Origin of the sequence: Denitromonas halophila, assembly GCF_007625155.1 — a bacterium.
GTDB classification, from domain to species: Bacteria; Pseudomonadota; Gammaproteobacteria; order Burkholderiales; family Rhodocyclaceae; genus Nitrogeniibacter; species Nitrogeniibacter halophilus.
Genome location: NZ_VMNK01000006.1, coordinates 98,631 through 114,604, shown reverse-complemented (window position 1 = coordinate 114,604; position 15,974 = coordinate 98,631). Strand labels below are relative to the sequence as shown.

The window sequence follows — 15,974 nt, the reverse complement described above, 5'->3', positions numbered from 1 at the left end:
GCCACCATGGCTTTGCAAGAATACCTGGGCGCCATCGTGATGGAGATCGATGGCCAGGAGATCGAGGTCGACAGCCTCGACGTGACCCACAACACCGGCCGCCGCCTGGTCAAGACCATGAACAAGACCGGTCGAGCCAAGGGCTTTTCCAAGGGCATCGAAGAGTTCAGCCTGCGGCTGACGGTGTCGATCCCGGCGGACGGCTCCGAGCCCGACTGGAAGAACATCCAGGGCGCCAAGGTGACCGTGTCGCCGCTGGGCGGCGGCAAGCGCACCAGCTACCTCGACTGCTTTGTCACCGAGACCGGCGGCAAGTATGGCGTGGATGGCGACGCCAAGCGCGACCTGTCGATGATGGCGCTGCGCGAGGTGAGCGAATGATTACCGTCGAAGGCAAGTTCGTGCATGGCGTCCCGATGGGCAAAGGCGTCAAGCGCGCCACCGATTTCACCCTGCGTGCCGGCACGGTGCGCGACTCGGTCGAGGCGCTCGAGGAGTGCGGGCCGGATGCGTCGCCCAGCCGCCTGCGTTACGCCACGCTGGCGCGCCGGCTGACTGTGTCGGGGGTCGAGCAGATCACCACCGACGTGGTTATGGACCTGACAGACCGCGACGGCGTGGTGCTGGAGAACACGTCGGACGAGCTCGAAAAAAAACTCGACGATTTGAAGATCGACTAAAGCCCATCCGCCTGGCGCAGGTTCTGTTTGCCCGCGCCGGGCTTAACCCCGCCGGCGTGCTCGATTTGCCGGAGGCCGAAGTGCATGCCCTGCTGGCCGCGCTGCCCCAGGGTGTGACACTGCCCAGTCTGGGCGCCGCGGTGGCCGCCGCCAGCCCCGGCGTGAGCCGCAAACGCTTCATCAATCCGCGCAAGGTGCGCTCATGAGCAACAACCTCGAATTCAGCCTGGTGATGCGCCTGCGCGACCAGGCCTCGAAGCAGGTCGAGCGCGGCATGCGCGACATGCGCACGGCGGTGGGCCAATCCGACCGCGCGGTCAATCAGCTCGGTCGCAGCATGCTGGAGTACGAGCGCAACACCAAGCGCGCCGAGCGCGAGTCGCGCGGGCTGTTGGGCACGGTGCGCCGCATGGCCAACGAGCGCGGCCCGGTGGCCTTGGTCAATACCCTGCGCGCGGTGGTCGACAACGGCGGCAGCGCAGTGCGGGTGCTCGGCCGCATGCGCGACCTGGCCGCCGGCGCCGCCGCCGGTGCCTATGTAGTGGGCCGCCCGCTCGGCCAGACCATGGACTACGGCATGCGTCTGGCCGGCATGGCCAACACCGCATTCAGCGGCCGCGACACCCTCGGGCGCATCGCCGGCAAGCGCGAGCTGGACGCCGCCATCGTGCGCGCCGTGCGCCAGGGCGGCGGCACCCGCGACAGCGCCGCCGAAACCCTCGACACCCTGATCGCCTCCGGCGCCATGCCGGTGAGCGACGCCATGCGCCAGCTGCCCACGCTGATGCGCAAAGCCACCGCCAGCGGCGCCGCGCCCACCGAGCTGGCCAACATCGGCATCCGGGGCATGCAGACCTTTGGCATTGCACCGGACCAGATCGGCCGCGCCATCGACATGGCGATTACCGCCGGCCAGGCGGGCGGCTTTGAATTGCGCGACATGGCCCGCTGGCTACCGCAGCAGATGGCGGCCGGGCGCTTGTCTGGCCTCAATGGCATCGACGGGCTGGCCAAGATCCTGGCCGCCAACCAGGCCAGCGCCATCACCGCCGGCACAAAGGACGAGGCCGGTAACAACCTGGTCAACCTGCTGGCCAAGATCAACAGCCGTGAGACCGCGCTCGACGCCAAGAAGATGGGCATCGACCTGCCGGGCACGCTGTCTGCCGCGCGCGGCAAGGGTATGGATAGCCTGGATGCCTTCGTGGCGCTGGCCCGCCAGATGGCCGACGCCAACCCGGAATTCAAGCGCCTGCAGAGCCAGCTGGCCGGCGCCCCGGCCGGCGACAAGCGCACCTTGCTGGCCAGCCAGGCGGACATTCTGCAGGGCTCGTCGCTGGGCGCCCTGGTGCAAGACCGCCAGGCCATGATGGCGCTGGTGGCGCTGATGAACAACGGCGGCTACATGGCCGACGTGCAGCGCCAGGTGATGGCCGGCGGCGGCGCCGGCGAGGCGAACTTTGCAGTGATCGCCCAGGAGGCCGGCTTCAAGACGCAACAGGCAGCGAACGAGGCCGCCATTGCCAGCAATACCGCTTTCGAGAAGCTGGCGCCGGCGGTGGGCGATGCGGCCGAGAAGCTGACCGAATACGCCCGCGAATACCCCGGCCTGACGGCGGCGCTGTCGGCGGCTACGAAGGGTTTGACGGCGCTGGCGGTGGCCAGTGGTGCGGCTGGCCTGTCTGGCATGTTGCGCGGCGGTGCTGCCGCTGGTGCGGCGGGTGCGGCCGGCGGCCTCGGTAGCCGGCTGCTGACAAAACTGGGTGTGACCGGCGCCTTTGCCGGTGGCGCATCGCTCACCCAGATGGCCAGCCTGGGGGCGACCGGCATCGGCACCATTGCCGGGGGCGTCGGCATTGCCGGCGCGGCGGGCTACGGCGCCGGCACATTGATCAACAAGACCATGATCGAGGGCACCGAGTTCGGCGATTCGATCGGGCGGGGCGTGGCCAAGGCCCTGGCGTTTTTCGGCAACGAAGACGCCAAGCGCGCGGTCGAGGCCGAGGCGCGCTACATGGAAATGATGGCCGCCCAGTCGCAGACCATCAATATCCAGGTCGATGGACGCACCATCGCCACCGTGGTCAACGACCGCAACGCCCGAGAAGCCAGCCGCAACTGAGCCTCAGGCGGAACCCCTTCCGCCTGATCCGGCCCCGCGCGCGCGCGTAACGTGCGCCCATGGCATGGGCAGATTCCCTCCTCGAATGCACCTTCCGCGGCGTCGCCCTGGAGGTGCTTAGCACCAGCGACGGCGCCGCCCGTGCGCTGGCGCTGCACACCTATCCGTGGGTGGATGGCGCCGACGTGGAGGACATGGGCCGCGAACCGCGCAGCCCGACGCTGACCGCGCTGTTCTATGGTGACGACTACGAGGCCCGCCTGAAGGCGGCTATTGCCGTATTCGACCAGGCCGGCGCCGGCGAGTTGGTGCATCCGGTGTTTGGCGCCATGAATGTGCATCTGCGCCGCTACGGCATCGAACACGAGGCGGACGGGGTCGATCAAGCCCGCGTGTCGCTGGAGTTCGTCGAGGCGCGCGATCAGCCCCAGCCCTTCTATTCGCGCGCGCTGCCGGTGCAGCAGGCACAAGCGGTGTCGGCGCAAAGCGCCGTGGTGCGAAGCGCCGCCGCCGGTGCAGTGGCGGGCGTGATCGAGCGCCTGCGCGCCTCGGCGCCGCTCAAGGCCTTCAACGAACTGCGCGAGACCCTGCTGGCGCCGATCACCCAGGGGCTGGCCGAGGTGCAGGGCGTGGTGCTCTCGGGCGCCGACGTGCTGACCGAGCCGCGCGCGTGGGCAAACGACCTGGCCTCGCTGGTCGATGGCATGGTCGATACGCGCGACTTCACCAGCGACGTGATGACCGACTGGCGCGCGGTTTCCACCGGTTTCGGGCGCTTCGATGCGCTGTTCGGCTCGGGCACCTCCTCGGTGAGCGCGTCCGTTACTCCGACCGAATCGCAGGCCGCCGAGGCGGCAAAAGTAACCACGCAGGTGACGGTAGCCACCGGCCAGGCCGAGAACGCCGCCGCGCTGCTCGGCGCCGAGGCCGAAACCCCCACCCTGACGCCGGTCGATATCGAGACGGTGGCCAACGCCGCCCGCGCCGCACTGGATGCGGCGATCGAGGCGGTGCGCGCGCTCTACCCGCTGGAGACGGCCCGCCGCATCGTCGAGCCGCTGCGCGCCCAGGCGCTGGCGGTGCAGGAGGCCGCGCAGGCCATCATCGAAGCGCGCCCGCCGTTGGTGGTGCGCACGCTCACGGCGCCGGGCAACCTGCGTCTGATCGCCCATCGCCTGTATGGCGACCACACCCGCGCGCCCGAGCTGTGGCGCCTGAACACCCTGCGCACGCCCAACGCGCTTAACACCGGAGACCGCATCAATGCCTACGCGCAATGACAGCCTCCAGGTGCTGATTGGCGGCCGCGTGCACGACAGCTGGGACCGCGCCGAGGCCGATAGCGACCTGCTGGTGCCGGCCGACGCCTGGCACGTATCGCTGGGCACTACCAGCGCGCAGTCGCTGCCGACAGCGGTGGCGCCGGGCGCGCCGGTCGAGATCCGCATCGACGGCGAACGCATCATGACCGGGCGTGTGGATGCAGTGACCCGCTCGGTCGAGCGTGGCCGTCATGACCTGTCGCTGTCGGGCCGTGACGGCGCGGCGGTGCTGGTCGATTGCAGCGCGCCGATCTTCTCCGCCCGCCAAGTGGGCCTGGCCGATGTGGCGGCCAAGATCGTCAAGCCCCTGGGCGTGACACGCGTCCGCATTGACGCGGTGGCCACGCGCACACGCGAGAAGGTCAATGTCGAGCCCGGCGATACCGCATGGGACGCCCTGGCCAACGTGGCCGCAGCCAATGGCCTGTGGCCGTGGTTCGAACCCGACGGCACCCTGGTGGTGGGCGGGCCGGACTACACCACCGCGCCGGTGGCCACGCTGGTGCTGCGCACCAACGGCACCACCAACGTCGAGCGCCTCGAGGAGCGTCGCTCCATCGCGGGGCGCCACTCGCGAGTGACTGTGCTGGGCCAGACCCACGGCACCGAGACCGAATCGGGCAAGCATGCGCTGCGCGCCACCGTCGAGGACACTGGCGTGTCGTGGTACCGGCCGCGCATCGCAATCGACCACGAGGCTGACAACACCGCGGTGTGCGCGTCGCGCGCGCGCAAAATCATCTCCGACGGCCGCCTGGGCGGTTACTCGCTCACGGCCACGGTCAAGGGCTTTCGCATCGTGGCGCCGGGCGAGCCGGGCAACGGCCTTCTGTGGGCGGCGGGCCAGCGGGTGCATGTGGTGAGCGAGCCGCATGGCATCGACGCGCCCATGTTCATCATGGCGCGCCGCTTCAGCGCCTCACGCGCGGCCGGCACCTCCACCGAGCTGACGCTGGCCGAGGACGGCGTGTGGGCGATCGAAGCGCATCCGCACAAGCGCAAACACCGGCGCGGCAAGAACAGCCTGCCGGGCAAGATCATTGACCTGTCCGGTGGCGCGCAATGATCAAGACCATCGACGCCCGCGTCCAGCGCGCCATGGGCCAGGTTCGAAAGGCCTTCCGCGCCGTCATCTCGCGCGTCAACGCCGCCCCGGCCGTGGCGCTGGTGCAGGCTGAGGGCCTGGCCGGCGAGCCGATCCGCGACGCCGAGCTGTTCCAGCACTACGGACTCACGTCTGTACCGCCGCCCGGCACCATGGCGGTGGTGCTGCCAATCGGTGGCAAGACGGCCCATGGCATCGTGATTGGCACCGAGCACGGCGCGTATCGCATCAAGGGGCTCAAGGATGGCGAGGTGGCCATCTACACCGACGAGGGCGACAGCATCGTGCTCAAGCGCGGGCGGCTGATCGAGGTGACGACGAACACGCTCAAGATCACGGCCGCCACCAAGGTGCAGATCGACACGCCGCTGATCACCACCACGGCGCAGGTGCAGGCCGACGGCGAGATCACCGACCTGTTCGCCACCGGAGGGCAGTCGATGTCGGCCATGCGCGACCTGTACGACATCCACACCCACCACGAAAACGACACGAACGGCGAAACCAACACGCCGACGCAGCAGACCTGACCATGACCGACGCCTGGATCGACCCCGATACCCGCGACTACCGCCTGAGCGCCGGCGCCGCGCAGCGCGACCCCGCCGCGGGCCTGGCCAACGCCGTCTATCTGCGCCTGATGACCCCGCGCGGCAGCTACTGGGCCGAGCCCACCATGGGCAGCCGACTGCACGAGCTGGCGCGCGAAAAGGATCTGGCCCGCGTGGCAGTGCTGGCGCGCCAGTACGCCCAAGTGGCACTGCAGCCCATCCTCGACGACGGCCGCGCCACGGCCATCGACATCACCACCGAGCGCCCCGGTAACGGCCGCCTGCATCTGCGCATCGAAGTGACCGATGCCGGCGGCGGCCGCCAGACCTTCACCCACCCCGTGACAGTGATCTGATATGCCCTTCACCACGCCCGACTACCCCGACATCCGCGACGCGATCCTGCGCGACATCGCCAACCAGCTGCCCGGCGCCGCCGTGGGGTCGGACTCCGACTACGCCATCCGCGCCAACGCGGTGGCGGCCGCGATCGAAGGTCTCTATCAGCACCAGCAGTGGATCGCCCGCCAGATCCTGCCAGACACCGCCGATGACGACTACCTGGAGCGCTGGGCCAGCCTGTTCGAGATCCAACTAAAGGCCGCCAGCGTGGCAAGCGGAACGATCACCTTCACCGGCACGCCTGGCGCACCCGTGCTTGTCGGTACCGAGGCGCGCACATCGGCCGGGGTGGCCTATGTCACCACCGCGGCAGACACCATCCCCGGCGGCGGCAGCATCGCCATCGCCGCGCAGGCCGTGGTGCCGGGCGCCGCCGGCAACGCCGACGCCGCGACGCAGCTCACCCTCACCAGCGCCCCCTCCGGCGTGGACAGCGCAGCCACCATCACCCTGATGACCGGCGGCACCGACGTGGAAACCCCCGCATCGCTGCTCGATCGCTTGCTCTACCGCATCCGGAAGCCGCCACATGGTGGGGCGAAGCACGACTACGAGGCTTGGGCGCGCGAGGTGCCTGGCGTCGAGCGAGCCTATGTTTTCTCCTTGCGTCGCGGGGACGGGACGGTCGACGTCGTGCCCCTGCCAGCGTCGGGGCAACCAAGCGCACAGCTGATCGCGAGTGTGCAAACCCATATCGACATGGAGCGACCAGCGACCGCGGACTTCCTTGCCTTCGGCCCCGCCGAAGTGCAGGTCGACGTAACGGCTGCGCTGGTGCTCGACGGAATCACCTTGGCCGCTACCAGTGACGCCATCCAGGGCGCCCTGGTTTCGTACTTCGCCACGCTGGCGCCGGGTGACACCGTTTACCGGAGCAAGATCGCGGCACTGATCAGCGATATCGACGGCGTTGTCGACTTTACCCTCACGTCGCCGGCGGCCAATGTCACCACCACGGTAGATGACACCGCCGTCGAGCTCGCCGTTCTCGGCACGGTGAGCCTGTCGTGATGCACGCCGATCTCCTGCGCCGCCTGCTGCCGCCCGGCGCGATCGACCCCAATGCCGAGCTGCTCGGCGCCGAGGCCGACGCCGAGGGCGCGCGCCTCGATGCGGCCCAGCTGGCCGCCAGCGCCTTGCATGACGAAGCCGACCCGCGCAACACGCTGGCGCTGATCACCGATTGGGAGCGCGTCGCCGGGTTGCCGGACAAGTGCAGCGCCGCACTGGCCACCACGCTGCAAGAGCGCCGCGCCGCCCTGGTGGCCCGGATTGCAGGCGGTGGCGGCGCGAGCCGCGCCTACTTCATGGGTGTCGCCGAGCGGCTTGGCTACTCCGTCGAAATCGAAGAGTACCGCCCGTTTATCTGCGGCATCAGCCAGTGCGGAGTTCAGGCGCTGAACCCGGCTCAGATGCGATTTGTCTGGCGGGTTCGGTTGGCTGGGCCACGCGTCACCTATTTCCGCTGTGGCGAGTCGCAAGTTGGCACAGACCCGCTGCTCAAGATCACCCGGGCAGAAGACCTGGAGTGCACGTTCCAGCGGCTCAAGCCCGCCCACACCCGGCTATTTGTATCCTACGAAGGAGCATAACCAATGGACTACAACCCACCCGTCGGTGGAGACCCCGGCGATCCGTACATCGATGGCAACCCCACCACCGGCACCGAGGGCAGCATCCCGCCCGCGGCCGCGATCGAAGACCCCCAGCGCGAAATCGTCGCCGCCATTGCCGCGGCCGGGCTCACGCCAGATAACGGCACGCTCGACCAGCTCGCCACCGCCATCCAGATCGGCACCCTCGGCGCTGCTGCGGCCGGCGGTACGGCTGACGCGATCACCGCCGTTTTCGACCCGGAAGTATCAGCGCTGATCGATGGCATGACGCTGTGCGTGCGCGCCGCCGCCGCGAATGCCACGACCACGCCGACGTTCACCCCGGCCAGCGGCACGATTGCGGCCAAGACCATCGTCAAGGGCAACAATCTTGCTCTGGCCGCTGGAGACGTCGCCGGCGCAGGGCATTGGGTCGTACTGCGGTATGACTCGGTGCTGGATAAGTGGTCGCTGCAGAACCCGGCCGCATCGGTGTCGATTGCATCAACGGCAGATGCCCAAGCGCAGACCGACAACGCGAAAGTCCTGACCCCGCTGCGCTTGGCTGAGTCTATGCAGGGTGCAAATCAGAGCCTTGCTGGAAACGGCTACCAGAAGTGGCCTGGGGGGCTGATCCTCCAGTGGGGGTATGTGGCCCGGTCAGGCACGGCCACCGTAGCTACGCTTCCAATTGCGTTTCCGACGGCCTGCCTGGAAGCGCTGGCAAGCAACGTCGACGTGAACGGCACCGCGGAGGTCGGCGTATCAGCCGTCAATGCGGCATCGATCACGATCGCATTTGACCCGTCATCCACTGTTGCCGGTGCGCGATTCTTCGCCATTGGTCACTAAGGAGGTCTCGCAAAATGGACATGCACTATTCGGCTTCTGCTGGAGGGTTCTACAGCCCGAGCATCCACGCAGCAATGCCCCCCGATGCTGTCGCCATCACTCCCGCAGAGCACCTCTCTCTGCTCTACGGTCAATCCATTGGAAAAATCATCGCAGCCGACCTGACTGGCGCACCGACCCTGATCGATCCGCCGCCCCCGACGTTCGAGGAGATGAAGGAGTCTAAGCGCGCCGATATCCGCGCCGCCTACGCCCTGTCCGCCGAGGCACCAGTGATCGCCGACGGCGTCACTTGGGATGGCGGTTTCGACAGCGCTATCAAGCTCGATGCCGCAAAGCGCTTGGCTGAGTCCGCAGGCCTGTCTGACGTGACGTTCTATTCAAGTGACAACCTGCCTCACGTGCTGAGCTTTTCAGCCGCGCTGCAGATCGTTATCGCGGTCGCCGGGGCGTTCCAATCGGCACTTGCCACCAAGCAGACGCTGATGCGCGCGATTGATGATGCGGCGGATACCGATGAGCTCGCACTGGTGGTGTGGCCATGAAGATCAAATGGACCCGCGTAGCCGTCGCCGCCTTCATTGTCGCTATTGCGTATGGCGCGTTTCTGATCAAGGAAGCCGAGGCTGCACCAGGCATCCGTGTTGGCCTTGGCCGAACTGTCGTGAATTCATCGGCGCCCTGGGGGGAGTTCGGCTATGAGCTGCCCAACGGGTGGGAAATCGCCGCAGCAATCACCGGGGCCGGCGATACCCACAACGGCCCGCAAGGCGAGGTCAGGGCGCTATCGTTTTCCCGGATCGTCCGGCCGCCGTGGCGTGTGTTCGGCGCCAACAACTACCTTCGCTTGGGAGTGGCCTACGTTGATGGATCAGCCCTCATCGGCGACAGCAATTTTCGCCTCGGAATCGGCCTGGAGTGGAGCGTGATGCAGCTGGAGTACTTCCACTACAGCTCGGCAGGCATCCACCAGCCAAACACCGGCGTCGACGGCATTCAGATCCGCTTCACGTATTGATCAGAAAGAGGGCGACCGGCCCGGTGTTAGCGCACCAGGCCGGAGGTGCGCAGTAGGCGTCAAAGAAGCCGGTCATCGTGAACTGGGAAGGTGCTGGTAACGGACAGCTTTTCTAGCCACGGCCGCAGTGACAAAAAAAGCGCGAAACGGTGTCAAAAAGCGCGCGCGGTTACACACAACGGAAAAAGCCGCTGATCCTCGCGGGCCAGCGGCTTTTGTATTTGTTGGTGGTGATGGGCGGAATCGAACCGCCGACCTATGGGTTATGAATCCATCGCTCTAACCGTCTGAGCTACATCACCGCCGAGCCCGGCATCCTATGAGAGAGCCTGTGTATTGTCAAGGGGTTGCGGCGTGAATTGTTGGTGTGGGGGCGGCTGTTTTCGGGCTTGATTTGGCGTGTTGAATCAGGTGCTTGCATTGACTTTTCGGGGGGCTTCGGCGACCATCTTTGCCTTGCTGACAAAGGGTTTCGCCTCCGGCGAAACGGTTCGGGTCCTGTTTTGATTTCTCGTTTTACTGCCTTGTTTGCCGCGTTGGCGGCATGCCTCTTGTCTTCTGTTGCGTTGGCGCAAAGCCTGCGGCAGTTGCCGGACGACGTCGTGGTGACCACCATGGTGGCCCAGGGAGGCGCCGCGGTGATGCTCGGCGAGAAGAAGGTGATGCTGTCGCCGGCGGCGCAGGTGCGCAACGCAAATAACATGATTGTGATGCCGTCGAACCTGTACGGCAGCCATGTGGTGGGCGTGAAGACGGACTTTCAGGGCATGGTGAACCGCATCTGGATCCTCTCGCCGCAAGAGCAGGCCGCGCTGGCCAAGCGCAAGAAGTAAGGGGCGGCGATGAAGAAGGTTTATATCCGCACCTTTGGCTGCCAGATGAACGAGTACGACTCGGACAAGATGGTGGATGTGCTGGGCGCGGAAGAGGGGCTGGTCAAGACCGACTCCCCGGAAGACGCCGATGTGATTCTGTTCAATACCTGTTCGGTGCGCGAGAAGGCGCAGGAGCGGGTGTTTCATGATCTGGGCCGGGTGCGGCTGCTCAAGGAGCAGAAGCCGGGCTTGATCATTGGCGTGGGCGGCTGTGTGGCGAGCCAGGAAGGCGACGCGATCGTGAAGCGCGCGCCGTATGTCGACCTGGTGTTTGGCCCGCAGACCCTGCACCGCCTGCCGCAGATGATTGCCGAGCGCAAACGCTCCGGTCGCTCACAGGTGGATATTTCTTTCCCTGAGATCGAGAAGTTCGACGCCATGCCGCCTGCCCGGGTGGAGGGCGCGAGCGCGTTCGTGTCGATCATGGAAGGCTGCTCCAAGTACTGCAGCTTTTGCGTGGTGCCTTACACCCGCGGTGAAGAAGTCTCGCGTCCGCTGGACGATGTGCTGACCGAGGTGGCGACGCTGACCGCGCAGGGCGTGAAGGAAGTGACGCTGCTGGGCCAGAACGTGAACGCCTGGCGCGGCACGCTGACCAAGGGCGGCACCGAAATTGGCGACTTCGCGTTCTTGCTCGAGTGCGTGGCGGGGATCCCCGGCATCGAGCGCTTGCGCTACACCACCTCGCATCCGCGCGAGATGACGCCGCGCATGTTCGAGGTGTATGAGAAGTTGCCGCAGCTGGTGTCGCATCTGCATCTGCCGGTGCAATCGGGTTCGGACCGTATTCTTGCCGCAATGAAGCGCGGCTATTCTGTGCTGGAGTTCAAGTCGGTGGTGCGCAAGTTGCGCGCGGCGCGGCCGGATCTGTCGCTGTCGTCCGACTTTATCGTCGGTTTCCCCGGCGAGACTGAGGCGGATTTTGAAAAGACCATGAAGCTGATCGACGAGGTCGGTTTCGATTCGTCCTTCAGCTTTGTCTATAGCTCGCGCCCCGGCACGCCGGCGGCGGATCTGGACGACCCGGTGCCGCACACCGAGAAGCTGGCCTGGCTGTCGCGCTTGCAAAAGCGTATCGACGAGCAGGCACAGGTGATCAGCCAGTCCATGGTGGGTTCGGTGCAGCGGGTGCTGGTCGAGGGCGTGTCGAAGAAGTCGACCGAGGAGCTGGCAGCGCGTACCGACAACAACCGGGTGGTCAATTTTGTGGGCAATCCGCGCCTGATCGGTCAGTTTGTCGATCTGACCATCACCTCGGCCTTGCCGCACAGTTTGCGCGGCGACATCGTGACGCGGGAAGTCTGAGTGGCCAAATCACTAGAGTTGGTCCTCGAGCCGCTGGACAACGCCCGGCTGGTCAATCTGTGCGGCACGCTGGACGAGAACCTGCGCCAGATCGAAACGGCCTACGAGATTGCGATTGCCCGTCGCGGCGAGCATTTCACCTTGCTCGGCACGCCGGCCAAGGCGCAGCTGGCGATGGAGGCGCTGCGGCATTTTTATGCCCAGTCGAGCGAGCATCTGAGCGTCGATGACATTCAGCTCGGGCTGGTCGAGTTGGCCAATGCGGCCGACATGCCCCAGAAGGCGCCGACCCTGCTGACCCGCAAGGCCGACTTGCACGGGCGCACGCCGCGCCAGGTGCAGTATCTCAATCAGATCCAGGAGTTCGACATTACCTTCGGCATTGGGCCGGCGGGCACGGGCAAGACCTTTCTTGCCGTGGCCAGTGCGGTCGATGCGCTGGAGCGCGAGCATGTCGAGCGCATCATCCTGACCCGGCCGGCGGTCGAGGCGGGGGAGCGCCTGGGCTTTTTGCCGGGCGATCTGAACCAGAAGGTTGACCCCTATCTACGACCGCTTTACGACGCGCTCAACGATCTGCTCGGCTTCGAGCGGGTGGGCAAGCTGTTTGAGCGCGGCATCATCGAGATCGCGCCGTTGGCCTTCATGCGCGGGCGCACGCTCAACCGCGCCTTCATCATCCTCGACGAGGCGCAGAACACCACGCCCGAGCAGATGAAGATGTTCCTCACCCGTATCGGCATCGGCGCCAAGGCGGTGGTGACCGGCGACCTGACCCAGATCGACCTGCCGCGCGGCAATCACAGCGGGCTGCGCGAGGCCTGCGATATCCTGGCCAGTGTGCGCGGCATCGCGTTTACCGAATTCCTCAAGGAAGACGTGGTGCGTCACCCGCTGGTGGCACGCATCGTTGAAGCCTACGAACAGATGAACAAACGCCGCGACAAAGCCGCGCGGGCGCGCAACAAGGAGCGCACGAATGACGACGAATGATCTGCCGACCTTCAACGCCATCGACAGTCGCGGTCGCAGCCGTGCGCTCAAGGCCGAGGCCATCGAAGTGCGCTGGCCGGACGGCCGCACGCTGACGCTGAGCCTGCCGTTTGCCGATGAGGGCGACATCGAACTGCAAGCCGAGGCGCCCGCCGGCGTGCCTGTCATTACGCTGAAACCGGCGGCCTGCAATCTGGTCATGCTGGATGTAGACACCCTCATCGATGGCGTCGATGCGGACGCCGAGCCGGTGCTGACGCTGACCGTGCAGAACGCGGTGCCGGCCGAAGAAGAGCCCAAGCGTGTGCGTCCCAAGAAGAAACTGATTCGTGAATGGGCGAACGCCGCCTTGATGCGCGACGCCAATGTGACGCTGCGTTGGGTGGGCGAGGCCGAAGGCCGCAAGCTGAACGCCGACTACCGCGACAAGGATTACGCGACCAATGTGCTGACTTTCGTCTACGATGAATCGGACGGCGCGCTGACCGGTGATCTGGTGATCTGCCTGCCCGTGGTGGTGGCCGAAGCCGAGGCGCAGGGCAAATCGCTGACCGCGCATCTGGCGCACCTGGTGGTGCACGGCATGCTTCACCTGCAAGGGATGGATCATGAAGACGCTGCCGACGCCGAGGGCATGGAAGCCATGGAGCGCGAGATTCTCGCCAGTCTGGGCTACCCCGATCCGTATGCTGAATGACCGTTTTGCTGTTACTTATTTTTTGTTGTGAGTCTGAACCCCTGAATGGATAACCCCCCGAGTCGACCTAGTTTGCTGGACCGTCTTTCGGCCTTGCTGTCACCTGAGCCCGAGGATCGCGACGAACTCATCGGCCTGCTGCATTCCGCCTTCGAGCGCAATCTGCTCGATGCCGATGCGCTGTCCATCATCGAAGGCGCGCTGCAGGTCTCCGACATGCAGGTGCGCGAAGTGATGGTGCCGCGCGCCCAGATGGACATCGTCCAGCTCGATTCCCCGATCGATGCCATTGCCAATGTGGTGATCGACACCGCCCACTCACGCTTCCCTGCCGTGGGTGAAAACCGCGACGATGTGGTCGGCATCCTGATGGCCAAGGATCTGCTGCGCTACTTCGCCGGGCGAGAGCTCGACGTGCGCGACATGCTGCGCCCCGCGGTGTTCGTGCCCGAGTCCAAGCGCCTCAACGTGTTGCTGCGCGAGTTCCGTGTCAGCCGCAATCACATGGCTATCGTGGTCGATGAATACGGCGGCGTGGCCGGGCTGGTGACGATTGAAGACGTGCTGGAGCAGATCGTCGGCGACATCGAGGACGAATTCGACTTTGATGAGGTCGAAGACAACATCCGCCTCGACCAGCAGGGCCGCTACCGGGTCAAGGCCACCACCGAGATCGAGGACTTCAACGAAGCCTTCGATCGCGACTTCAGCGAAGAGGATTGCGACACCATCGGCGGGCTGGTCATTCGGCACCTCGGCCGTCTGCCCAAGCGCGGCGAGGTGGTCAACATCGAAGGCTTGCGTATTCAGGTGCTGCGCGCCGATAGCCGGCGGGTTCACACCCTGCAGGTCGAGGCTGCGCCAAAGCCCGTTCCCACGGAGTCCTGATGCGCGTTCGTGTGCCGCTGATGGCGATGCTCGCCGGCGTCGTCTCGGTGCTTGGGTTTGCCCCTTTTCAGCTGTTTCCGGCGGCCGTCCTGAGTCTGGCCATCTTGTTCGGTCTGCTGGTGCGGCAGCATCAGGCGGGCATCGGCTTTGCCATTGGCCTGTCCTGGGGGCTCGGTTCGTTTCTGGGCGGGGTGTCGTGGCTGTACGTCGCGTTGCACCAATTCGGTGGCATGCCCTCGGTGCTGGCTGCCTTCTGCATCTTTCTGTTCTGCACCTATCTGGCGCTGTGGCCGGCGGTGGCCGGGGCCTTGTTTGTTCGCTTTCGTAGCGGTCGAACGGCGCGTGACGCCTTGCTCGCCGGCGGTCTGTGGGCACTCACCGAATACTTGCGCGGCTGGGTGCTGACCGGCTTCCCCTGGCTGGCGATTGGTTATTCCCAAACGCCGCCCAGCCCGCTGGCCGGCTTCTTCCCGGTCCTGGGCGTGTATGGCGTGAGTGCCCTGGTTGCCGCGCTGGCGGCGGGTTTTGGCATCATGATTCAGCGCGGGCCCGGGCGGTTGATGCCCTGGACCGTTTCGGCCGTGCTCTTGCTTGGCCTCGGTCAGAGCCTGCGTTCAGTGGCGTGGACGGTGCCCGACGGCGAGCCGGTGACCGCCGCGCTGGTGCAAACGCATATCGAGCAAGATCTCAAATGGCAGCCCGAGCGCCTCCAGCAATGGCTGGATCTGAACCTCGAACTGGTGCGCACTCATCCGGCCCAGATCGTGGTGTTGCCTGAGTCGACACTGCCGATGCTCGCCGAGCGTTTGCCGGCGGGCTATCTGGCGCAAATGGGGGCCAGTGCGGCCGCTCGGAAGGGCGACGCCATCGTCGGCGTGTTCATGCGCGATGCCGAAGGCCACATCTACAACGCTGCGCTCAGCGTGGGCGCTTCGCCAACCCAAACTTACGCCAAGCAGCATCTCGTGCCCTTCGGTGAATACTCGCCACCCAGTTTCGACTGGTTTTACCGGCTCGCCAAGATTCCGATGTCGAACCAGACCAGCGGGGCGGCGGATCAGCCGCTGATGCATCTGGCCGGCCAGCGTTTGGCGCTGAACATTTGCTACGAGGATACGTTTGGCGAAGAGATTCGTCGCCGGGCGGGCGAGGCGAGCATTCTGGTCAATCTGTCGAACCTCGCTTGGTACGGCGACTCCTTTGCCCAGCCCCAGCATCTGCAGATTGCCCGGGTGCGCGCCATGGAAACCGGTCGGCCGATGCTGCGGGCGACCAATACCGGCATGACCGCGGCCATCTTGCCCGATGGCCGCGTGGCCGGCGCGCTGGCGCCGTTTACCCGCGATGTGCTGACCGTAATGGTGCAGGGCATGGCCGGTCTGACACCGTATCTGCGCTGGGGCGACGCGCTGGCCTTGAGCCTGGCCGCGCTCGCCTTGCTGCCGGCGATGTGGTCGCGCTGGCGCAACCCGGTGCGCGAGGCCTCAGCTTGAGCGCCTGGCGCGGGGGCCTTTTGGCCCTCAACATGACAAAAGGCACGATCCGGCTTCGACATCGGGCGTTTAGCCA

The 15,974-nt window shown here is 66.0% G+C and carries 19 protein-coding genes and 1 tRNA gene; 19 read left to right on the top strand and 1 reads right to left on the bottom strand.

Annotation, left to right across the window (positions count from 1 at the left end; all coding sequences use genetic code 11):
* Nucleotides 1–6 precede the first annotated feature (6 nt).
* From FHP91_RS07555 to FHP91_RS07500, 13 genes are read left to right on the top strand one after another with little or no spacing between them, the layout of a single operon-like run.
* Nucleotides 7–381, top strand: coding sequence for a phage tail protein (locus tag FHP91_RS07555; RefSeq protein WP_144308997.1), 375 nt, complete (start codon nucleotides 7–9; stop codon nucleotides 379–381).
* Nucleotides 378–680, top strand: a complete 303-nt coding sequence (locus FHP91_RS07550; protein ID WP_144308996.1) for a hypothetical protein — start codon at nucleotides 378–380, stop codon at nucleotides 678–680. The genes FHP91_RS07555 and FHP91_RS07550 overlap by 4 nt, the downstream gene beginning before the upstream one ends.
* A gap of 56 nt (nucleotides 681–736) precedes the next feature.
* Nucleotides 737–886, top strand: coding sequence for a hypothetical protein (locus FHP91_RS21110; protein WP_186301478.1), 150 nt, complete (start codon nucleotides 737–739; stop codon nucleotides 884–886).
* Nucleotides 883–2,802: a phage tail tape measure protein gene (locus FHP91_RS07545; RefSeq protein ID WP_144308995.1), complete on the top strand. Its 1,920-nt coding sequence runs from the start codon at nucleotides 883–885 to the stop codon at nucleotides 2,800–2,802. Before FHP91_RS21110 ends, FHP91_RS07545 begins: the two co-directional genes overlap by 4 nt.
* Nucleotides 2,803–2,861: 59 nt before the next feature.
* The gene (locus FHP91_RS07540) at nucleotides 2,862–4,082 is read left to right on the top strand and encodes a DNA circularization protein (RefSeq protein WP_144308994.1); all 1,221 of its coding nucleotides are present in this window, start codon (nucleotides 2,862–2,864) and stop codon (nucleotides 4,080–4,082) included.
* Nucleotides 4,066–5,190, top strand: coding sequence for a phage baseplate assembly protein (locus tag FHP91_RS07535; protein ID WP_144308993.1), 1,125 nt, complete (start codon nucleotides 4,066–4,068; stop codon nucleotides 5,188–5,190). The genes FHP91_RS07540 and FHP91_RS07535 overlap by 17 nt, the downstream gene beginning before the upstream one ends.
* Nucleotides 5,187–5,759: a phage baseplate assembly protein V gene (locus FHP91_RS07530; protein ID WP_144308992.1), complete on the top strand. Its 573-nt coding sequence runs from the start codon at nucleotides 5,187–5,189 to the stop codon at nucleotides 5,757–5,759. Before FHP91_RS07535 ends, FHP91_RS07530 begins: the two co-directional genes overlap by 4 nt.
* A gap of 2 nt (nucleotides 5,760–5,761) precedes the next feature.
* Nucleotides 5,762–6,136, top strand: a complete 375-nt coding sequence (locus FHP91_RS07525; RefSeq protein ID WP_144308991.1) for a phage GP46 family protein — start codon at nucleotides 5,762–5,764, stop codon at nucleotides 6,134–6,136.
* Between the two features lies 1 nt (nucleotide 6,137).
* On the top strand, nucleotides 6,138–7,193 hold the full coding sequence (locus FHP91_RS07520) for a baseplate J/gp47 family protein (RefSeq protein ID WP_144308990.1): 1,056 nt from the start codon (nucleotides 6,138–6,140) through the stop codon (nucleotides 7,191–7,193).
* Nucleotides 7,193–7,774, top strand: a complete 582-nt coding sequence (locus FHP91_RS07515) for a YmfQ family protein (RefSeq protein ID WP_144308989.1) — start codon at nucleotides 7,193–7,195, stop codon at nucleotides 7,772–7,774. The genes FHP91_RS07520 and FHP91_RS07515 overlap by 1 nt, the downstream gene beginning before the upstream one ends.
* Nucleotides 7,775–7,777: 3 nt before the next feature.
* Nucleotides 7,778–8,629, top strand: a complete 852-nt coding sequence (locus tag FHP91_RS07510; protein WP_144308988.1) for a gp53-like domain-containing protein — start codon at nucleotides 7,778–7,780, stop codon at nucleotides 8,627–8,629.
* A 14-nt stretch (nucleotides 8,630–8,643) separates the two neighbouring features.
* A complete protein-coding gene (locus FHP91_RS07505) occupies nucleotides 8,644–9,174 on the top strand; it encodes a hypothetical protein (RefSeq protein WP_144308987.1) in 531 nt (176 codons plus the stop codon).
* A complete protein-coding gene (locus FHP91_RS07500) occupies nucleotides 9,171–9,647 on the top strand; it encodes an acyloxyacyl hydrolase (RefSeq protein WP_144308986.1) in 477 nt (158 codons plus the stop codon). Before FHP91_RS07505 ends, FHP91_RS07500 begins: the two co-directional genes overlap by 4 nt.
* Nucleotides 9,648–9,872: 225 nt before the next feature.
* Here FHP91_RS07500 and FHP91_RS07495 read toward each other — a convergent pair.
* Nucleotides 9,873–9,949, bottom strand: a tRNA-Met gene (locus FHP91_RS07495).
* 45 nt (nucleotides 9,950–9,994) lie between these two features.
* Between FHP91_RS07495 and FHP91_RS07490 the strand changes: the two genes are divergently transcribed.
* Genes FHP91_RS07490 through lnt form a run of 6 tightly spaced genes read left to right on the top strand, consistent with a single transcriptional unit; the run spans nucleotide 9,995 to nucleotide 15,898 of the window.
* The gene (locus FHP91_RS07490; protein WP_144308985.1) at nucleotides 9,995–10,480 is read left to right on the top strand and encodes a hypothetical protein; all 486 of its coding nucleotides are present in this window, start codon (nucleotides 9,995–9,997) and stop codon (nucleotides 10,478–10,480) included.
* Between the two features lie 9 nt (nucleotides 10,481–10,489).
* Nucleotides 10,490–11,827 carry a tRNA (N6-isopentenyl adenosine(37)-C2)-methylthiotransferase MiaB gene (gene miaB, locus FHP91_RS07485; RefSeq protein ID WP_144308984.1) on the top strand — a complete coding sequence of 446 codons (1,338 nt, stop codon included), beginning with the start codon at nucleotides 10,490–10,492 and terminating at the stop codon, nucleotides 11,825–11,827.
* Complete coding sequence (locus FHP91_RS07480) at nucleotides 11,828–12,820, top strand: PhoH family protein (RefSeq protein ID WP_144308983.1); 993 nt, start codon at nucleotides 11,828–11,830, stop codon at nucleotides 12,818–12,820.
* On the top strand, nucleotides 12,807–13,517 hold the full coding sequence (gene ybeY, locus FHP91_RS07475; protein WP_144308982.1) for an rRNA maturation RNase YbeY: 711 nt from the start codon (nucleotides 12,807–12,809) through the stop codon (nucleotides 13,515–13,517). Before FHP91_RS07480 ends, ybeY begins: the two co-directional genes overlap by 14 nt.
* 45 nt (nucleotides 13,518–13,562) lie before the next feature.
* The gene (locus FHP91_RS07470) at nucleotides 13,563–14,405 is read left to right on the top strand and encodes an HlyC/CorC family transporter (RefSeq protein ID WP_144308981.1); all 843 of its coding nucleotides are present in this window, start codon (nucleotides 13,563–13,565) and stop codon (nucleotides 14,403–14,405) included.
* Nucleotides 14,405–15,898, top strand: coding sequence for an apolipoprotein N-acyltransferase (gene lnt / locus FHP91_RS07465; RefSeq protein ID WP_144308980.1), 1,494 nt, complete (start codon nucleotides 14,405–14,407; stop codon nucleotides 15,896–15,898). Before FHP91_RS07470 ends, lnt begins: the two co-directional genes overlap by 1 nt.
* Nucleotides 15,899–15,974 lie beyond the last annotated feature (76 nt).

Excerpts from the sequence above, each read along its gene's own strand:
- FHP91_RS07520 (WP_144308990.1), top strand. The coding sequence starts at position 6,138 with ATGCCCTTCACCACGCCCGACTACCCCGACATCCGCGACGCGATCCTG.
- FHP91_RS07545 (WP_144308995.1), top strand. The coding sequence starts at position 883 with ATGAGCAACAACCTCGAATTCAGCCTGGTGATGCGCCTGCGCGACCAG.
- FHP91_RS07505 (WP_144308987.1), top strand. The coding sequence starts at position 8,644 with ATGGACATGCACTATTCGGCTTCTGCTGGAGGGTTCTACAGCCCGAGC.
- FHP91_RS07555 (WP_144308997.1), top strand. The coding sequence starts at position 7 with ATGGCTTTGCAAGAATACCTGGGCGCCATCGTGATGGAGATCGATGGC.
- FHP91_RS07510 (WP_144308988.1), top strand. The coding sequence starts at position 7,778 with ATGGACTACAACCCACCCGTCGGTGGAGACCCCGGCGATCCGTACATC.
- miaB (WP_144308984.1), top strand. The coding sequence starts at position 10,490 with ATGAAGAAGGTTTATATCCGCACCTTTGGCTGCCAGATGAACGAGTAC.
- FHP91_RS07530 (WP_144308992.1), top strand. The coding sequence starts at position 5,187 with ATGATCAAGACCATCGACGCCCGCGTCCAGCGCGCCATGGGCCAGGTT.
- ybeY (WP_144308982.1), top strand. The coding sequence starts at position 12,807 with ATGACGACGAATGATCTGCCGACCTTCAACGCCATCGACAGTCGCGGT.
- FHP91_RS07540 (WP_144308994.1), top strand. The coding sequence starts at position 2,862 with ATGGCATGGGCAGATTCCCTCCTCGAATGCACCTTCCGCGGCGTCGCC.
- FHP91_RS07470 (WP_144308981.1), top strand. The coding sequence starts at position 13,563 with ATGGATAACCCCCCGAGTCGACCTAGTTTGCTGGACCGTCTTTCGGCC.
- FHP91_RS07500 (WP_144308986.1), top strand. The coding sequence starts at position 9,171 with ATGAAGATCAAATGGACCCGCGTAGCCGTCGCCGCCTTCATTGTCGCT.
- lnt (WP_144308980.1), top strand. The coding sequence starts at position 14,405 with ATGCGCGTTCGTGTGCCGCTGATGGCGATGCTCGCCGGCGTCGTCTCG.
- FHP91_RS07550 (WP_144308996.1), top strand. The coding sequence starts at position 378 with ATGATTACCGTCGAAGGCAAGTTCGTGCATGGCGTCCCGATGGGCAAA.
- FHP91_RS07515 (WP_144308989.1), top strand. The coding sequence starts at position 7,193 with ATGCACGCCGATCTCCTGCGCCGCCTGCTGCCGCCCGGCGCGATCGAC.
- FHP91_RS07535 (WP_144308993.1), top strand. The coding sequence starts at position 4,066 with ATGCCTACGCGCAATGACAGCCTCCAGGTGCTGATTGGCGGCCGCGTG.
- FHP91_RS07525 (WP_144308991.1), top strand. The coding sequence starts at position 5,762 with ATGACCGACGCCTGGATCGACCCCGATACCCGCGACTACCGCCTGAGC.